This is a genomic window from Solirubrobacter soli DSM 22325, assembly GCF_000423665.1.
GTDB lineage: Bacteria > Actinomycetota > Thermoleophilia > Solirubrobacterales > Solirubrobacteraceae > Solirubrobacter > Solirubrobacter soli.
The window spans coordinates 150400-165812 of record NZ_AUIK01000016.1 but is presented as its reverse complement, the minus strand read 5'-3'; the positions used below and the strand labels follow the sequence as shown (position 1 = coordinate 165812).

14 protein-coding genes are annotated in these 15413 nt (G+C 73.8%); 7 read left to right on the top strand and 7 right to left on the bottom strand.

What is annotated here, in order from left to right; genetic code table 11:
• Positions 1 to 4: 4 nt before the first annotated feature.
• From G569_RS47945 to G569_RS0112840, 5 genes are read right to left on the bottom strand one after another with little or no spacing between them, the layout of a single operon-like run.
• Entirely contained in the window at positions 5 to 3331 is a 3327-nt protein-coding gene (locus G569_RS47945; protein ID WP_037496258.1) for an AAA family ATPase, read from the bottom strand.
• Positions 3328 to 4536 (bottom strand): exonuclease SbcCD subunit D, encoded by a 1209-nt coding sequence (locus tag G569_RS62510; RefSeq protein WP_169542131.1) that lies wholly within the window; start codon positions 4534 to 4536, stop codon positions 3328 to 3330. Before G569_RS62510 ends, G569_RS47945 begins: the two co-directional genes overlap by 4 nt.
• A 15-nt stretch (positions 4537 to 4551) precedes the next feature.
• On the bottom strand, positions 4552 to 6321 hold the full coding sequence (locus G569_RS47940; protein WP_037496256.1) for an ATP-binding protein: 1770 nt from the start codon (positions 6319 to 6321) through the stop codon (positions 4552 to 4554).
• On the bottom strand, positions 6318 to 7232 hold the full coding sequence (locus G569_RS57835; RefSeq protein ID WP_053226281.1) for a hypothetical protein: 915 nt from the start codon (positions 7230 to 7232) through the stop codon (positions 6318 to 6320). The genes G569_RS47940 and G569_RS57835 overlap by 4 nt, the downstream gene beginning before the upstream one ends.
• A gap of 28 nt (positions 7233 to 7260) precedes the next feature.
• The gene (locus G569_RS0112840; protein WP_028063707.1) at positions 7261 to 8553 is read right to left on the bottom strand and encodes a hypothetical protein; all 1293 of its coding nucleotides are present in this window, start codon (positions 8551 to 8553) and stop codon (positions 7261 to 7263) included.
• 63 nt (positions 8554 to 8616) lie between these two features.
• Between G569_RS0112840 and G569_RS0112835 the strand changes: the two genes are divergently transcribed.
• The 4 genes from G569_RS0112835 to G569_RS65960 are packed head-to-tail and all read left to right on the top strand — an operon-like array spanning position 8617 to position 11533.
• Positions 8617 to 9009: a GntR family transcriptional regulator gene (locus G569_RS0112835; RefSeq protein WP_028063706.1), complete on the top strand. Its 393-nt coding sequence runs from the start codon at positions 8617 to 8619 to the stop codon at positions 9007 to 9009.
• Positions 9006 to 9881, top strand: coding sequence for an ABC transporter ATP-binding protein (locus G569_RS0112830; protein ID WP_028063705.1), 876 nt, complete (start codon positions 9006 to 9008; stop codon positions 9879 to 9881). Before G569_RS0112835 ends, G569_RS0112830 begins: the two co-directional genes overlap by 4 nt.
• Entirely contained in the window at positions 9878 to 10936 is a 1059-nt protein-coding gene (locus G569_RS0112825; RefSeq protein WP_028063704.1) for an ABC transporter permease, read from the top strand. The genes G569_RS0112830 and G569_RS0112825 overlap by 4 nt, the downstream gene beginning before the upstream one ends.
• Positions 10937 to 10945: 9 nt before the next feature.
• The gene (locus G569_RS65960; protein ID WP_028063703.1) at positions 10946 to 11533 is read left to right on the top strand and encodes a sugar O-acetyltransferase; all 588 of its coding nucleotides are present in this window, start codon (positions 10946 to 10948) and stop codon (positions 11531 to 11533) included.
• Here G569_RS65960 and G569_RS47930 read toward each other — a convergent pair.
• Positions 11524 to 11916: an NUDIX hydrolase gene (locus G569_RS47930; protein ID WP_211232976.1), complete on the bottom strand. Its 393-nt coding sequence runs from the start codon at positions 11914 to 11916 to the stop codon at positions 11524 to 11526. The genes G569_RS65960 and G569_RS47930 overlap by 10 nt on opposite strands.
• Positions 11917 to 11967: 51 nt before the next feature.
• Between G569_RS47930 and G569_RS0112810 the strand changes: the two genes are divergently transcribed.
• The 3 genes from G569_RS0112810 to G569_RS0112800 are packed head-to-tail and all read left to right on the top strand — an operon-like array spanning position 11968 to position 14390.
• Positions 11968 to 12882 carry an alpha/beta fold hydrolase gene (locus G569_RS0112810; RefSeq protein ID WP_053226331.1) on the top strand — a complete coding sequence of 305 codons (915 nt, stop codon included), beginning with the start codon at positions 11968 to 11970 and terminating at the stop codon, positions 12880 to 12882.
• Between the two features lie 48 nt (positions 12883 to 12930).
• Complete coding sequence (locus G569_RS0112805; protein ID WP_028063701.1) at positions 12931 to 13332, top strand: hypothetical protein; 402 nt, start codon at positions 12931 to 12933, stop codon at positions 13330 to 13332.
• 50 nt (positions 13333 to 13382) lie between these two features.
• A complete protein-coding gene (locus tag G569_RS0112800) occupies positions 13383 to 14390 on the top strand; it encodes a hypothetical protein (RefSeq protein WP_028063700.1) in 1008 nt (335 codons plus the stop codon).
• Here the strand turns inward: G569_RS0112800 and G569_RS0112795 are convergent.
• A complete protein-coding gene (locus G569_RS0112795; protein WP_028063699.1) occupies positions 14377 to 15363 on the bottom strand; it encodes an LLM class flavin-dependent oxidoreductase in 987 nt (328 codons plus the stop codon). The two genes, G569_RS0112800 and G569_RS0112795, sit on opposite strands and share 14 nt — an antisense overlap.
• Positions 15364 to 15413 lie beyond the last annotated feature (50 nt).

Here is a 15413-nt window from a genome sequence, read left to right as displayed (position 1 = left end):
ACGCTTACGCGTCCAGCGTGTCCTGGATCGCCTCCATGACCCGGTCCTCGCGCTCCTCGCGGCCGAGCACGTGGACGCTCGACCCGCCGACGTCCGAGCGGACCTCGAGGACGGTGTCGATCCGCTCGGCGACCGTCGGGACGTGGCTGATCAGGCCGATGAGCCGCCCCGCCTTGGCGCGCTGCTCGAGGGCGTTGAGGGCGGTGTCGAGGATCGCCGCGTCGAGGGTCCCGAAGCCCTCGTCGAGGAACAGCGCGCGCAGGTCGCCGCCGGAGCGGTCAGCCACCTCGACCAGCCCGAGCGCGAGCGCGAGCGACGCGATGAACGTCTCCCCGCCGGACAGCGTGTCGGGCGAGCGCGGCAGCCCGGACTCGTTGTCGAGGATCTGGAAGTCGTCCGTGAACGCGTAGCGGCCGGTGATGTCCTGCAGGACCCGCGACGCGTGTTGGAGCAGCGCGCGCTGGCGGCGGGCGACGACGAACCCCACGAAGCCGCGGTCGGCCAATGCCTCGCGCAGCGCCTCGAAGCCGAGCCGCAGCTCGGTCGCCTTGGCGAGGAGGTCGTCGAGCCGGCCGGCGGGCTCGATCTGCGCCCGCGCCGCCTCGTGCTCGCGGGTGGCGGCGATCGCCTCCGCGCGCACGAGCACCAGCCGCTCCTCGAGCGCCGCGGGCTCTGCGAAGCCACCCTCCTCGATCAGCTGCGCGGCCGCGACGCGCTCGACGACCTCGGCCTCCCGATGTTCCTCGACCTCGCGTGTGAGCGCCCGCACTCGCGCGTCGATCTCGAGCTCGAGCTCGCTCGCGTAGACCGCCAGCGCGTCCACCGCCATGGCGGCCCCCGGCTCCGCGGCGCCGGGCAACTCGCCGCAGAGCGCGTGCAGGTGCGCCCGATGCTCGGCGACCGGGGTGACGATCTCGCGCTCGAGCCGCAACTCGAAGGCCCGCACCACCTCCCCGGCCTCCCCCGCCGCCCGCTGCGCTTGCGCGCGCGTGGCCTCGAGTGCCCGCGCGGCCTCGAGCCGATCCGCGATCGCGGCGTCGGCGAGGTCGAGCGCGGCGACGTCGCCGCCGGCCGCCGCGTGGTGGCCGCCCGCCGCGTCGCCGCCGCCCGCCGCGTGGTGGCCGCCCGCCGCGTCGCCGCCGCCCGCCGCGCGGTGGCCGCCCGCCGCGTCGCCGCCGCCCGCCGCGCGGTGGCCGCCCGCCGCGTCGCCGCCGCCCGCCGCGTGGTGGCCGCCCGCGGACGCTGCGCGGCAGAAGGCCGGCAGGGCGGCGACGTGGTCCGCCAGCTCGGCGGCGGCGAGCTCGAGATCGGCGCGGCGTTCGGCGAGCCCGCGGTCGAGCGCCTTGGCGCGCGACTCGACCTCCGCCGCCCCGCGCTGCGCGTCGGCGCGAGCGCGCTCGATCCCCGGCCGCGCGACGTCGAGCGCGGCAACCCGCGCGGCGATCTCGTCGGCCTCGCCCGCCGCGGCCTCGGCCGCGCGCGACACGTCGTCGGCCGTGACCTCGCGCGGCCGCGCCGCGCCGGCATCGTCGTCGCGCCACAACGTGAGCGCGGGGTCGCCGACCTCGTGGCGCGGCGAGGTGACGGCGCCGCCCGCGCCTCCGCCCTCGTCCCGCAGCCCCGCGGCGCCGCCCGCCACCGGCAGCTCGTCCCGCGGCCCCGCGGCGGCGCCCGCCACCGGCGTCTCGTCCCGCGACCCCGCGGCGGCGACTGCCGGCGCCGCCGCGGCGAGCGCCGTGGTGGCGGCTTCGGTCGTCGTGGCCAGCGTCGATTCGGCGGCGCGCTGGGCGGTCGCGTCGCGTTCGGCGGACAGGGCCGCCGTGCGTTCGGACGCGGCCGCGGCGTCGTGCTCGCGCGTGGTCGCTCCGACCGCGGTCTCGGCCTCGGCGAGATCGGCGGCGAGTGGTGGTTCGAACTCGTCCGGGAGGGCGCGGGCGCAGACCGGGCAGGGGTCGCCCGGGGCCGCGCCGGCGGCGACGTGGGCGACCGCGTGGGCGCGTTGGGCCGCTTCGCGGGCGGCCAGCGCCGCGTCAAGGTCCACGCGGGCGGCGTCGAGTGCTCGGCGGGCCGACGCGTGCGCGGCCGCGGACCGCTCGGCCGTCGCGCGAGCGGTCGCGAGCGCCGCGGCAGCGCGGTCGCGCGCGTCGACCGCCTCGCCCACCCGCTTCGCGTGGTCGGCGAGCTCACGCGCGCGATCGGTCGCGGCCGTCGCTTCCGCCTGCTCGCGGGCGCGTGTCTCGTCGTGCGCGCGCAACGCCGCCTCGGCGACCGACGACGCCGACCGCGCCGCATCCAGCTCGTCGCCGATCGCCGTGAGCGCCCGCTCGTCATCCGCGATCCGCGCCGCGAGTTGATCGGACCGGCGCAGCACCGCGCGGGCGGCGGTGACCCGTCCGGCGGCGGCGGTCAGTGACGGCGCGTCCAATCCCGCGTCGACCGCGGCGCGATACGCGGTCTCGGCGTCGTCGCGGACGCGCTCGGCGTCGGCGAGCGCGAGGCGGGCCGCGTCCGCCTGGTCACCGAGCGCCGCCGCCGCGAGCGCCAGCGCGTGCAGCTGCGTCGAGCGATCGCCGCGGCGGATCACCAGCCGCGCCGCCTCCGTCTCGGCCGCGCGGGCGCGCTCGAGATGCTCCCGCGAGGACGCGCCGAGCCGCGCGACCTCCTCGGCCAGCGCCGACAGCCGCGAACGCTCGGGCTCCAGCGCGGCGAGCTGCTCGGCCGCGGCCTCGGCGATCGCGAGCGGCGAAGGCATGAACCGCGCGCGGGCCGTCAACATCTCGCGCTCGCGATCGCCCAGCCGGCGCGCCAGCCCGTCCGCGCGCTCTCGCATCAACCCCAGCGACTCGAGCCGCAGGATCGACTTCAGCACGTCGGTCTTCTGGCCGGGCGTCGCCTTCAGCAGCCGCTCGAACTTGCCCTGCGGCAGCAGCACGCAGGAGCAGAAGACGTCGTAGGGCAGGCCGAGCAGCCGCTCGATCTCGGGATCGACCTGGCGGGCGCCGTCGATCTTCGCCACAGACGGGTCGGAGAGGCATTCGAGCACCGCGGTGTTGGCGGAGCCGTACGCGCGCACGACGCGCCACACCCCGCCCGCCGCCTCGAACTCGAGCGACACCGACATCCGCCGCGCGCCGTGCGCGAGCAGCTCGCTCGACGCCCGCTTGGACCACGTCGACGCGCCGTACAGCGCCCAGGTCATCGCCTCCAAAAGGCTCGACTTGCCCGCGCCGGTGTCGCCGATGATCGCGACGAGGTCGAGATCGCGGAACGAGACGACCCGCTCGGAGCGGTACGAGCGAAAGCCCGACAGGCGGAGCTCGAGCGGCCTCACGGGCCGGGCTCGGGCAACGCGCAGGTCAACAGCTCCTCCAGCCCCTCGACGGCGACGTGCTCGTCCTGCACCGCCGTCCACAGCGCCTTGACCGTCGCCGCCGGCGCGGTCTTGGAGCCGCGCTCGGCCAGGTAGTCGTCGAACAGCTCGTCCAACGTGCGCTCACGTAAGGCCTCACCCATCGCATGCGCGGGCTCGAGCCGCCGGCTCGCGACCTGCTCGACGATCTCCACGATCGTCGCCTCCGGGAGCAGGGACCGCACGTGGTCGACGAGCCCGTCGATCGGGTCTTCGCTCTCGACCACGACCCGGACGATCGCGTCGCCGACCGACCCAGCCGCCGCGCGCACATCCTCGAACGACCCCCGCAACACGCGCAACGGGCGTCCCCCGCTCAGCGGCAGCCGCTCCAGGACCGCCGGCCGCCCGGGCGAGCACGTGGCCAGCACGATCGACTTCTCCTCGCCACGCTCGCCGAAGTCCAGCGCCAGCGGCGAGCCCGCGTACGCCGCGGTGACCGCGCCCGTCACGTCCTGCGGCTTGTGGATGTGCCCGAGCGCCGCGTAGCTGACCGCGGGCAGCGACTCCGGCCCGGTCGCGTACTCCTCGGTCACGTGCACCCGCCGCTCGGACCCGCCCAGCAGCGCCCCCGCGACGTGCACGTGCGCGGCGTACACGAGCACGTCGCGCGACGCGTCGTAGCCGTCCAGCAGCCCGTCGGCCAGCGTGCGGTTGATCGCTCGCAGCTTGTCCGCGTACGTCGCATGGACTGCCCGATCGTCGCCGAACCAGTCGACGAACCGGTTCTGATGGATGAACGGCACCGGCGCCACCCGCACCCGCTCCCCGCCCGCCACCGGCACGTCGACGATCCCGCCCCGCGACGGCGGCAGCACCCGCGGCACGAACGTCAGCCCACCGCTCGCGCGCAGCGTCGAGAAGACCTCGAACAGCCGCGGGTGATCGTGGTTGCCCGCCAGCACGATCACCGGCGCGACCTCGGCCAGCGACGTCAACGCGTCGATCGCCACCCGCATCGCACGGTGCCCCGGGAGCAACGCGTCGAACACGTCCCCCGTGTGGATGATCAGATCGGGACGAGCAGCGCGGGCGTGCGCGATCGTCTCGGCGAGCACCGCCGCATGGTCAGAAGACCGGTCGCAGCGATACAGCGACGCCCCGACATGCCAGTCGGAGATGTGCAACAGCCGCGCCAAGGCTCAGCCCGCCGCCTGCTCGAACGCATCCGCCGCGGCCTTCCGCTCCGCCTCACCGCCGGCCGCGTCGGACACGTTGGTCGCGTACGGCGGGAACGGGAAGCGGATCGGCAGCGGTGCGGGCACGAGCGGCTGGTCGAGCACCATCGTGCCGGGCAGGAAACGCGTCGCCCGCTCGCGCAGCTCGGGCGTGAGGTACCGGTAGTCGGCGGCTTCGGTCGCGTCCAGCCGCCCCGCCACCTTCAGCGCCGGCTGGCGCACGACCGGCTCGGCCACCCGCCCCGCGGCCTGCTGGCAGCCGATCAGCAGGACGCCGAGCGAGCGCCCGCGCTCGGCGATGTCCACGAACAGATCCTTCAACGGTCCGTGACCCTCGCGCGGCGCGTACTTGTTGAGCTCGTCGAGCATGATGAAGCGCAGCGGCTCGCGCCCCGTGCCCTGCTTGGCGTCGAACACCGCCGAGACCAGCGCGCCGACGACGAAGCGCTGCGCGGACTCGTGCAGCGAGTGGATGTCGACGACCGTCAGGCTCGTGCGCAGCTCGGGCGCCTCGACCCCGCAGCGCACGAGGTGCCCGAGCCGCGGCCCGAGCGCCATCAGCCGCCGCTGGAACGCCATTAGCGTCCCCGCCTGTGTGGCGCCCGTCCACGCCGTGTTCCCGAAGTCCGGGTCGAGCTTGTCCGCCAGCAGGTCCAGCAGGTCGTACCAGTTGCGCAAGACCCGCCCCGCGCCTGCGGGCTTCGTGTCCGGCCGCCGCGCGACCACCCGCTCGAACGTCCGCGAGTCGGTGTGCGGCGCGTCGGTGATCACCACCGCGCCCGGCTCGTTCTCCAGCGGGTGCGCGTGCCGCGCGAGCTGGGTGCGCACGACCTGCTCGACGAACCCCACCTGGGTCGAGCGGTCGTCGGTCTCCGTGAAGCAGAAGCGCAGCAGCCCCGACCGGATGAACGCCTCGGGCGTCCAGCCGTAGACGCTGAGCTCGTGGCTCGGCCGCGACGTCGCGTCGGGCACGACCTGGAGCTCGTCGCCGCCCGCGAGCGGCGGCACGTGGAAGGTCACCGAGCCGAACGGCCGCGGCTCCTCGACCCCGAGCCGCGCCCACCGCTCCCGCTCCCCCGAACCGAACAGCGTGTTCGGCCGGTCGAGGTGCAGCAGGTCCTCGCCCTTGACGTTGAACACGAGCGCCTTCGTCGACGCCGCGTGCGCCCCGAGCAGCCCGCGGCCCGCCCGCGTCTCGAAGATCATGTGCAGCAGGAACAGCGCATAGGAGGTCTTGGCCGCGACGCCGCTGATCCCCGAGATCGAGACGTGCCCGCCCTGCTCGCCGTTCATGAACGTGAAGTCGGCGTGCACCGGCTCCCCCGACTGGTCGAGGCCGACCGCGAGCGGCTTGCGCATCTGGTCGAGGAACAGCGCCTTCGCCCGCGCCTCGCCGCGAGCGGCGTAGACCACCGCGCCCGGCGCCGGAGCGAGCCACAGCTCCGGATCGGTCCGCAGCACCAGCACCTCGGCGCGGCGCACCGTCTCGCCCGGCATCGTCCCGTCGACCACGTGGCGCGTGTCCGACGGCCACTGCGCGCCCTCCAGCACGCCCGTCTGCTCGACCACGATCCCGTAATGCGCCACTTCGCCGGAGCCGTCCGGCAGCCGCTGCGTGCAGACGATCAAGTCGTCGAGCTGGACGGTGGCGTCGTCGTCGAGCACCACGTGGAAGCGGCGCGTGCCCGCTTCCACCGAGCCGTCGACGGCGCCGATGCGCTTGGAGTCGGTCATCTCGCAACCGACAGCCTGACAGCGCGCGAGGCGCGATCCGCGGGCCCGAGACGGTGGCGCAGCTGCGCCTCGAGCGCGCCGATCGGCAGCAGGTTCTGCGGCGCGCGCGGGTCCTTGTACGAGACGCCCGCGAAGCGCGGCAGCGTGACCGTGACCTGGTCGGCGCGCTCCTGCGCCTTGACCAGCCCGCGCGACTCCGGGACCTCGATCCGCACGATCCCCGCCCACGGGCTCGCATGCGGGCCGGGGGTGGCGATCCGCACGTACGCCGAGTACGCCTGGCGGGTGAGGAACAGCGGCGTGCGCTGGCCCGCGACGAGCTCGGGCACGCGCGCGTGCAGCTCGACCGGCAGCCGCCGCTGCAGGTGGGTCTTGATGTAGCCGAGCACCGGCTGGTCGAGCGTGCGGACGTTGTAGATCGGCCCGTCGACGAGCGTCAGCCAGCCCTCCAGAGCGAGCTCCTCCGCCAGTCGCGCCTCAGCCATCCGCATCCGGTCCTGAAGGTTGCGCACCGGGGCGTCGGGGTCGGACTCGCGCACCGAGAAGGAGTCCCAGCGGTAGCCGGGCACCGACGCGAGCGACGCGGAATGGCCCGCGCCGAACACGAGCAGCCGCCGCGTCTGGATGCGGTGGAAGACCGGCCGCGCGGCACCGTCGACGATCACCGCCCCGCTGGCATGCGCACCCACGACGCCGCGCGCGAGGGCGCCGGAGGCATCCCGGTGGTAGACCAGCCCCTCGATCCGCCGCACGCCGTCGACGAACGCGAGCTCCACGACCGGATCGACCTGCGGCGTGCGCGCGAACGGCTCCGCCGGCTCGGCGAGCACCGCGTCCTCACCCGCGGCGTCCTCGTCGATCAGATACGGCGACCCGTAGGCGGCGGCCCAGTCCTCGAAGTGCAGTCCCACGCTTTGAGGTTGTAGACCGGACCGGACGTCATCGCACCTGGACGCCCAATTCGCCCCGCACCGAGGAGACCTCGGCCCGCGCCCAGCCCGTCACGTCGCCGACGTGACCGCGCGCGAGCGCGGGGAGCAGCGAGCCGAACAGCGATTGCGCGACCCGGACGGTCAGCGCTCCCGCCGCGCCATCCACCGGCGGCGCCGCGGGTGCGCGCGCGGCGGCGGCGAGGTCCGCGCCGGGGTCGGTGGAGAACACGACGACCGGGCCGTACACGCCGACACGTCCCGCGAGCTCACCGTCGTTCTCGATCGTGTACACGCCGTCGCCGCCGCGGTCGATCCGCACGTCGGCGAGCCCGGTGAACCGGATCAGCCCCGAGAGCGCGTCCAGCCGGTCGAGCTTCTTCGACCAGTCGCCGGGATCGGGCGGGGTCGTGCGCACGGTCAGGTGCTCCTGGTCGGAGGCGACGATCGTGGCCTGCGGGCCGAGGTCGTTCACATCCGGGCGGAGGAACCCAGGGGCGCGGCCGAGCACGTCGAGCGCCGGCAGCAGGCCCGCGTCGCGCAGGAAGGCGAGCGTCTGCGCCGGTGAGCGGACCGCGGCGACCACGGGACCTTCACCGTCGGCCTGAGGCGTACCCGCTCCGGTCGCGATCGGCAAGTCTGCGGGCTTCACCGGGTCGGCGGTGACCTGGAACGGAAGGGTGATCCGGTCGCCGCGGACGACGAGCACCGCGGCGCCTTCGCGCAGCGATTGACCCCAGACGGTGCGGGCGACCTCGGGCGAACGGGCCGCCAACGCCGCGCCGGGGTCGAACGCGACCCGCGCTCCCGACGCGGGAAGCCCGGTGAAGCGCCGGTCGTACTCGGCCCGGGCGGTGGGCGCGGCCGCGGCGGCACCGGCGAGCGACGCCTGCAGCCTGGCCGCGTCGGGCGCGATGACGACGGTCCCGGCGCGGGTCCCCGCCACCGCGCCGCCGCTCGGCCGGGGCGGCGCCGCACGCGACTGCGCCGCGATCCACAGCTGCCCGCGCGAGAGAGCGACCGAGATCCACCCGCCGGTCAGCCGCTGGACCTGGTTCGCGGTGAGCGGCGAGCCCGGCAGCTCCGGGATCAGCCCGATCGCGGCGAAGGCGGCCGGGGCCTGGCGGGTGTCGAAGTCCAGCACGGCCGAGGCGCCCGCGGGCATGAAGGCCAGCGGCTCGAGCCCGGGCGGCGCCGGCCGTGGCGGGCGTGGCGCCTCACCACCGCCGCGCGTGAGCACGACGACGAGCACCGCTACGGCCACGAGCACCGCCGCTGCGATCACGAGCACGCGTCTGCGCATGGCGACATCTGTACCTGAGATACGCGTCACCCTATTGACCTATAGTGCTATCTTCCTAGTTCAATGATTCAATTCCACCTCGACACGACCTCCGGGCTCTCCCCGTACCTGCAGGTGGTGCGGCAGGTACGACACGCGCTGCGGCTCGGCACGCTGCGCGAGGGCGATCAGCTCCCCACGGTCAAGGAGGTCGTGGCGGAGCTGGCGATCAACCCCAACACCGTCTTGAAGGCCTACCGCGAGCTCGAGCGCGACGGGCTCGTCGCGGCGCGGCCCGGCGTCGGCACGTTCGTCATGCGGACGCTGACCGACGCGACGCTCGCCTCGCACGGCCCCCTGCGCAAGGACCTCGAGCGCTGGCTCAGCAAGGCGCGTCTCGCCGGCCTCGACGACGAGAGCATCGAGGCCCTGTTCTCCTCCACCTTTCGTTCCACCTCACGGCAGGAGGTCGCATGACCCTGGCCCTGCGCACTGACGCGTTGACGAAGAGCTACGGGCGGCGCACGGCGCTGGCCGAGTGCACGCTGGAGGTGCCGGCCGGCCGGGTGGTCGGTCTGGTGGGCCCGAACGGCGCCGGCAAGAGCACGTTGCTCAACCTCGCCGTGGGGATGCTCTCGCCGAGCGGCGGCGCGATCGAGGTGCTGGGAGAGGCGCCGCGCTCCGGGATGCCGCGGGTCGGCTTCGTGGCGCAGGACACGCCGACGTACGGCGGCCTCAGCGTCGCCGAGCACCTGACGCTCGGCGCGCAGCTGAACCCGGCGTGGGACGCCGAGCTCGCGCAGGCGCGCATGCACCGCCTCGGCATGGACCGGGACCAGAAGGCGCGCAAGCTGTCGGGCGGCCAGCGGGCGCAGCTCGCGCTCACGCTGGGGCTCGCCAAGCGGCCGGAGCTGCTGATCCTCGACGAGCCGGTCGCGAGCCTCGACCCGCTCGCCCGGCGCGAGTTCCTCCAGGACCTGATGGAGGCGGTCGTCGAGCACCGGCTCTCGGTCGTGCTGTCCTCGCACCTCGTCTCCGACCTCGAGCGGGTCTGCGACTACCTGGTCGTGCTCGTCTCCTCGCGCGTCCAGCTCGCCGGCGACCTCGACCAGCTGCAGGCGACCCACCACCGCCTGACCGGCCCGCGGCGGGACACGCTCCCGGACGAGTTCGAGGTGATCGACGAGAGCCACACGGATCGCCAGTCCACGTACATCGTCCGCACCGACGCGCCGATCTACGACCCGCAGTGGACGGTCACGCAGCTCTCGTTGGAGGACCTGGTGCTGGCCTACATGAGCCGGACGTCCGAAGCCCCGCGTTCCCGCACACTGGAGGCGGTCCGATGATCTGGCTGACCTGGCGCCAAGGGCGCTCGCAGACCCTGGTCGTCGCCGGCGGGGCGGCGGCCCTGCTGGCTTTCCTCGCGCTCGCGGCCGGCAGCATGCCGGACTTCACCGACGACTTCATCCGCGTGTTCGCCGCCGACCAGTTCCTCGTGACGGTGTACACGATCGCCACCATGCTGGTGCTCTGCCTGCCGGCGATCATCGGCATCTTCTGGGGCGCCCCGCTCGTCGCCCGCGAGCTCGAGGCCGGAACGCACCGGCTCGTCTGGAACCAGTCGGTGACGCGGACGCGCTGGCTGGCCACGAAGCTGCTCGTGACGGGCGGCGCCGCGCTGCTGATCGTCGCGGTCCTGAGCCTGGCCCTGACCTGGTGGGCGGGCTCGCTCGACGACGCCGTCAACGCCGGTCAGAACAATCCGGGCATGCTCGGCCAGCCGCGGATCGCCTCGCCGATGTTCGACACGCGCGGGCTCGCGCCGATCGGCTACACGGCGTTCGCGTTCACGCTCGGCGTCGCCGCCGGGACCGTGGTGCGGCGGACCGTGCCCGCGATGGCGATCACGCTGGCCGTGTTCGTCGTCGTCCAGATCCTCACGCCGTCGCTCGTGCGCGAGCACCTCGGCCCGAGCTCCACGCTCAGCACCATCACCGCCGACAACCTGGTCGGCTTGATGATCCAGGGCGACCCGAGCGTGGGGCCGCTGGGCCCGGTGAAGGAGATCCAGATCGAGGTGGACGAGCCGGGCGCGTGGGTGATCGCCAACCAGACGCTCGACCGCACCGGCAAGGTCCAGGACGAGCTGCCGTCGTGGTTCGCCGGCTGCGTCCCCGGCAAGGCGGTCGAGGCCGGCTTCGGCCCGCCGCCCGGCATCCCGCAGGGGCGCTCGGAGGCGTGCTTCAAACGCGCGGCGGCGGAGGGCTACAAGCAGCGCGTCACGTTCATGCCGGCGAGCAAGTACTGGACGCTGCAGGCGACCGAGACCGCGATCTTCCTCGCGCTCGCGGGTCTGCTCGCGGCGGGCACCTTCTGGTGGTTGCGGGTGCGCATCGCCTAACTTCTCGCCATGGGTGAGATGAAGGACCGGATCGCGCGCGGTGAGCTCTACATCGGCACCGACGACGACCTCACCGCCGAGTACCGCCGCGCGCAGGAGATCCTCGAGCGTTACAACGCGAGCGCGTTCGCCGAGCAGGACCTGCGCGACCGGCTGCTGCGCGAGCTCCTGAAGGAGTGCGGCGAGGGCGTGCACGTCCGCCCGCCGTTCCGGCTCGAGTACGGCACCGGCGTGAGCATCGGCGCGGGCACGTTCCTCAACTACGACTGCCTGATGCTCGACGTCGCGCCGGTCACGATCGGCGAGGCGTGCCAGGTCGCCAGCCGCGTCCAGTTCATCACCGCGACCCACCCGATCGACCCGCACGTGCGGCGGCTCGGGTGGGAGACGGCGAAGCCGATCGTGGTGGGCGACAACGTGTGGCTGAGCTCGGGCGTGCTCCTCTGCCCGGGCGTCACGATCGGCGACGACACCGTGGTCGGCGCCGGCGCCGTCGTCACCCGCGACCTGCCCGCGGGCGTGGTCGCGATGGGCGTCCCCGCCCGGGTGGTGCGGGAGATCTCCGACGCGGACCGGATCGACGTGCCTCAGCTCTGAGCGACGGCCTCGCGCACGAGCTCGCGGTCGTGCTCGTACATGAGGATCCGCTCGGCCTGCTCGGGCGTGACCCAGCGCCGGTCGTCGACCTCGTGCAGGGGCTTGAAGCCGTCGTCGGAGAGCAGCGTCATCGCCCACCAGCGGACGGTCTTCGGCCGCCCCTGGCGGTCGGTGTACTCCTGTGAGGAGAGCTCCGCGCCGAGCGCGCAACGCAGCCCGGTCTCCTCGTGCACCTCGCGCAACGCGGCCTGCTCGTGCGTCTCGCGGCCGTCGAGCTTGCCCTTGGGGAGCGACCAGTCCTCGTAGTCCGGCCGGTGGATGATGCAGACCTTCCCGCGGTGGAGAACGACGCCTCCGGCGGCCCGTACGTGTTCGCTTGCCAAGATGGCAAACACCTTGCCAGAGCCGCGGCGCGGTCGTCAGCCTCGGTGGCGATGAAGCACCACATGGTCCAGTTGGACACGGTCGAGATCCACGTTGCGGAGGCGGGAACCGGCCCGCTGGTCCTATTCGTCCACGGGTTCCCGGAGCTCTGGTCGGCGTGGCGCCACCAGCTGCCGGCGCTCGCCGCGGCCGGCTACCGGGCCGTCGCGATCGACGTCCGCGGCTACGGCCGCTCCTCCGCGCCGGCACCCGTCGACGCCTACCGCATGACCGAGCTCGTCGCCGACAACGTGGGCGTCGTGCGGGCGCTCGGGGCACAGACGGCCGCGATCGTCGGCCATGACTGGGGCTCGCCGATCGCGGCGAACAGCGCGCTGCTGGAGCCCGGCGTGTTCACGGCGGTGGGCCTGCTCGGCGTCCCGTACACGCCGCGCAACGGGATGCGGCCGACCGACGCGTTCGCGCTGGCGGGCGGCGACGAGGAGTTCTACGTCTCCTACTTCCAGGAGCCGGGGCGGGCCGAGCGCGAGATCGAGCCCGACGTGCGTGGGTGGCTGCGGGGCTTCGTCACCTCCAACGCGTTCACGGTCGCCCCGGGCGGGCGGCTGCGCGACCGCTTCGGCGACGCCCCCGTCCCGCCATGGTTCGACCTCGACGCCTACGCGAGCGAGTTCGAGCGCACCGGCCTGACCGGCGCGCTGAACCGCTACCGCAACGTCGACCGCGACTGGGAGGACCTCGCCGCGCTCGACGGCGCGACGATCGCGCAGCCGTCGCTCTACATCGGCGGCTCGCTCGACCCGTCGGCGACCTGGCTCGCGGACGCGATCGCCGCGCACCCGCAGACGATGCCCGGGCTCGTCTCCCAGCACGTGCTCGAGGGAGCCGGGCACTGGCTGCAGCAGGAGCGCCCCGAGGAGGTCAACCGCCTGCTGCTCGACTGGCTGGTCCCACTCGGCGGATGAGTCCTTCGGCCCTTGTGGGTGGGTGGCGGCGGATCTAGCGTCCTGCCCGTGCCCAGACTCAGCCTGTTCCTCGCCGCCGTGGTCGCGGCGCTCGCCCTCACCCCCGCCACCGGCGAGGCCGCCAAGCTCCGCTACCACGCCTGCGACGGCAAGAAGTACTGGCTGGTCAAGGACCTCGAGAACCCGGCGGTCAAGCAGCTGCGGATCAAGATGCGCAAGTCGCGCGCCGACGGCTACGCGCCGCGCTGCCTCGTCGCCGAGGCGGCCGCCGCCGAGGCGCAGCGGGGCGCCGCCGACGGCAAGCCGCCGGCCGAGATCGACGTCTACGGCGCGCGCTGGATCGTGGGCAAGTACAAGTGCACGTACGAGAAGAAGGCCGGCTACGTGCAGGCGCAGTGCCGCCACAACGGCAAGGACGCCAACACCGTGCGCTTCCGCCTCGTCGGCTAACCCGTAAAAGGACATACTCACTCGGGGCGGCCGGCCGTAACTTCGCCGCCATGATGCCCCGCACCGCCCTCGTCTCGCAGCACTGCCGGGAGCGCCGTGCGTCGCACCCGGCGCGCCGGCCGCTCGCCGTCAAGAGCCTGCTCGGCCCGACGCTCGACACGGCCGACCTGCACGGGATCAAGGAGTCGGTCGTCTCGGCGCTCGTGCTGGGCGACCACCTGCACATCCAGCTCGTGATGGCCGACCTGCGGGTGAAGGACCCGAAGGGGTGGGTCGAGGTCGACCAGCTGCTCGGGACGCTGCGGGCGTTCGAGCACGTCGCGCCGCAGGAGAGCGAGCTGGCGATCGAGCGCAACCTGCATCGCTTCTGGGCGGGCGGACCGCTCTCCTCGCAGGCATGGACGAACCTGCTCGAGATGCAGGCGGTGGTCAATGAGAGCGCCGAGTCGGCCACGCCGTGGCGGCAGTTCCTCTGGACCACCGGCGACTGTGAGGATCGCGCGGAGCTCGCGGCGGCCGGGCTCGACGTCATCGCGATCGACACGCATTGGCCGGCGCTGCACCTCGAGCGCCGGGCGGCGCGGTGGCTCGCGGAGGGCGACGTGCGCCATCTCGCACGGCTGGTCGGGCTGATCGCGGTCGGCGCCTACGGGGGCGTCTACCTCGACACCGACATCGGGCCGGGCACGCTGTGCCTGAACAACCACCAGCTCTACCACGCGGACCCGGCGGGCGAGATCGGCCATCACGCGCCGCCGTTCCGTGGGCCGATCGGCTACGAGGACGTCGCCGGCGACCTCACGCTCGGGGACTCGCCGCGCGAGCGCGTCGCCCGTTACGGCGACGCCCGCGGCCCCGAGGTCGACTCGCTGTTCGCGTCCCGCGCGGGGACCGACGCCGTCGTGCACGCGCTCGCCGAGCGCTTCCAGGAGGAGTCGCTGAGCTGCGGCCGCGACCGCTTCGCACGCCTGTTCGTCCCCACCGACGGCGGCCTCTCGCGCTACGCGCCGCCGCAGCAGCGCGTCACGCCCTGGGCCGCGGACCTCAGCTGGACGTGACCGCGGCCGTCTCGGCCACGATCTCGAGCGAGCGCAGCCGCGCCTCGGTGCTGTCGCCCTGGTGGGCGAGGATCAGCTCGTCGGCGTCCGCGTGGGCGCGGAACTCGTCCAGGTAGGTCTTGACGACGTCCGCCGTGCCCGCGGCGGTGTAGGTGAGCATCTGGTCGATGTGCGCGCCCTGCGGGGAGTGCAGGACGACCTCGACCTCATCGTCGGTGAACGTGTGCCCCGGCCGGCTGAACAACGCGCGCACGAGCATCCGGCGGCGCACCTCGAGCTGCCGCGTCGACTCCTGGACCGAGTCCGACGCGAGGACGTTGACGGCGGCGATCACGTACGGGCGCTCGAGCTGCGCGGACGGCTGGAACTGCTCGCGGTAGACGCGGACCGCGGCCTGCAGCGCTCCCGGCGAGAAGTGCGACGCGAACGCGTACGGCAGCCCGAGCGCCGCCGCCAGCTGCGCGCCGAACAGCGACGAGCCGAGGATGTAGAGCGGGACGTTGGTGCCGCGACCGGGGATGGCGTGCACGGTCGGGATCTTCGTGTCGCCGCTGAGATAGCCCTGGAGCTCGAGCACGTCCTGCGGGAAGGTGTCCGCCGCGGTCGCGTCGCGCCGCAGCGCCCGCATCGTCGCCTGGTTGGTGCCGGGCGCGCGGCCCAGCCCCAGGTCGATGCGGTCCGGGTGCAGCGTCGCCAGCGTGCCGAACTGCTCGGCGATGACCAGCGGCGCGTGGTTGGGGAGCATCACGCCGCCGGCGCCGAGCCGGATCCTCGACGTGTGCGCGGCGACGTGGGCGATGACCACCGACGTCGCCGACGACGCGATCGACTCGAAGTTGTGGTGCTCCGCGTACCAGACCCGCTCGTAGCCGAGCTCCTCGGCGCGCTGCGCCAGCCGGACGGACGCCTCGAGCGCGTCGCGCGCGGTCTCGTGCTTGCCGATCGGAGCGAGGTCGAGAACGGAGAGCGTCATGCCGGGCACGCTAGCAGGTAGTTGGGACGTCCAAACTATCTACCTGCGGT

Excerpts from the sequence above, each read along its gene's own strand:
- G569_RS47940 (WP_037496256.1), bottom strand. The coding sequence starts at position 6,321 with ATGACCGACTCCAAGCGCATCGGCGCCGTCGACGGCTCGGTGGAAGCG.
- G569_RS0112840 (WP_028063707.1), bottom strand. The coding sequence starts at position 8,553 with ATGCGCAGACGCGTGCTCGTGATCGCAGCGGCGGTGCTCGTGGCCGTA.
- G569_RS0112835 (WP_028063706.1), top strand. The coding sequence starts at position 8,617 with ATGATTCAATTCCACCTCGACACGACCTCCGGGCTCTCCCCGTACCTG.
- G569_RS0112830 (WP_028063705.1), top strand. The coding sequence starts at position 9,006 with ATGACCCTGGCCCTGCGCACTGACGCGTTGACGAAGAGCTACGGGCGG.
- G569_RS0112825 (WP_028063704.1), top strand. The coding sequence starts at position 9,878 with ATGATCTGGCTGACCTGGCGCCAAGGGCGCTCGCAGACCCTGGTCGTC.
- G569_RS65960 (WP_028063703.1), top strand. The coding sequence starts at position 10,946 with ATGGGTGAGATGAAGGACCGGATCGCGCGCGGTGAGCTCTACATCGGC.
- G569_RS0112810 (WP_053226331.1), top strand. The coding sequence starts at position 11,968 with ATGAAGCACCACATGGTCCAGTTGGACACGGTCGAGATCCACGTTGCG.
- G569_RS0112800 (WP_028063700.1), top strand. The coding sequence starts at position 13,383 with ATGATGCCCCGCACCGCCCTCGTCTCGCAGCACTGCCGGGAGCGCCGT.
- G569_RS0112795 (WP_028063699.1), bottom strand. The coding sequence starts at position 15,363 with ATGACGCTCTCCGTTCTCGACCTCGCTCCGATCGGCAAGCACGAGACC.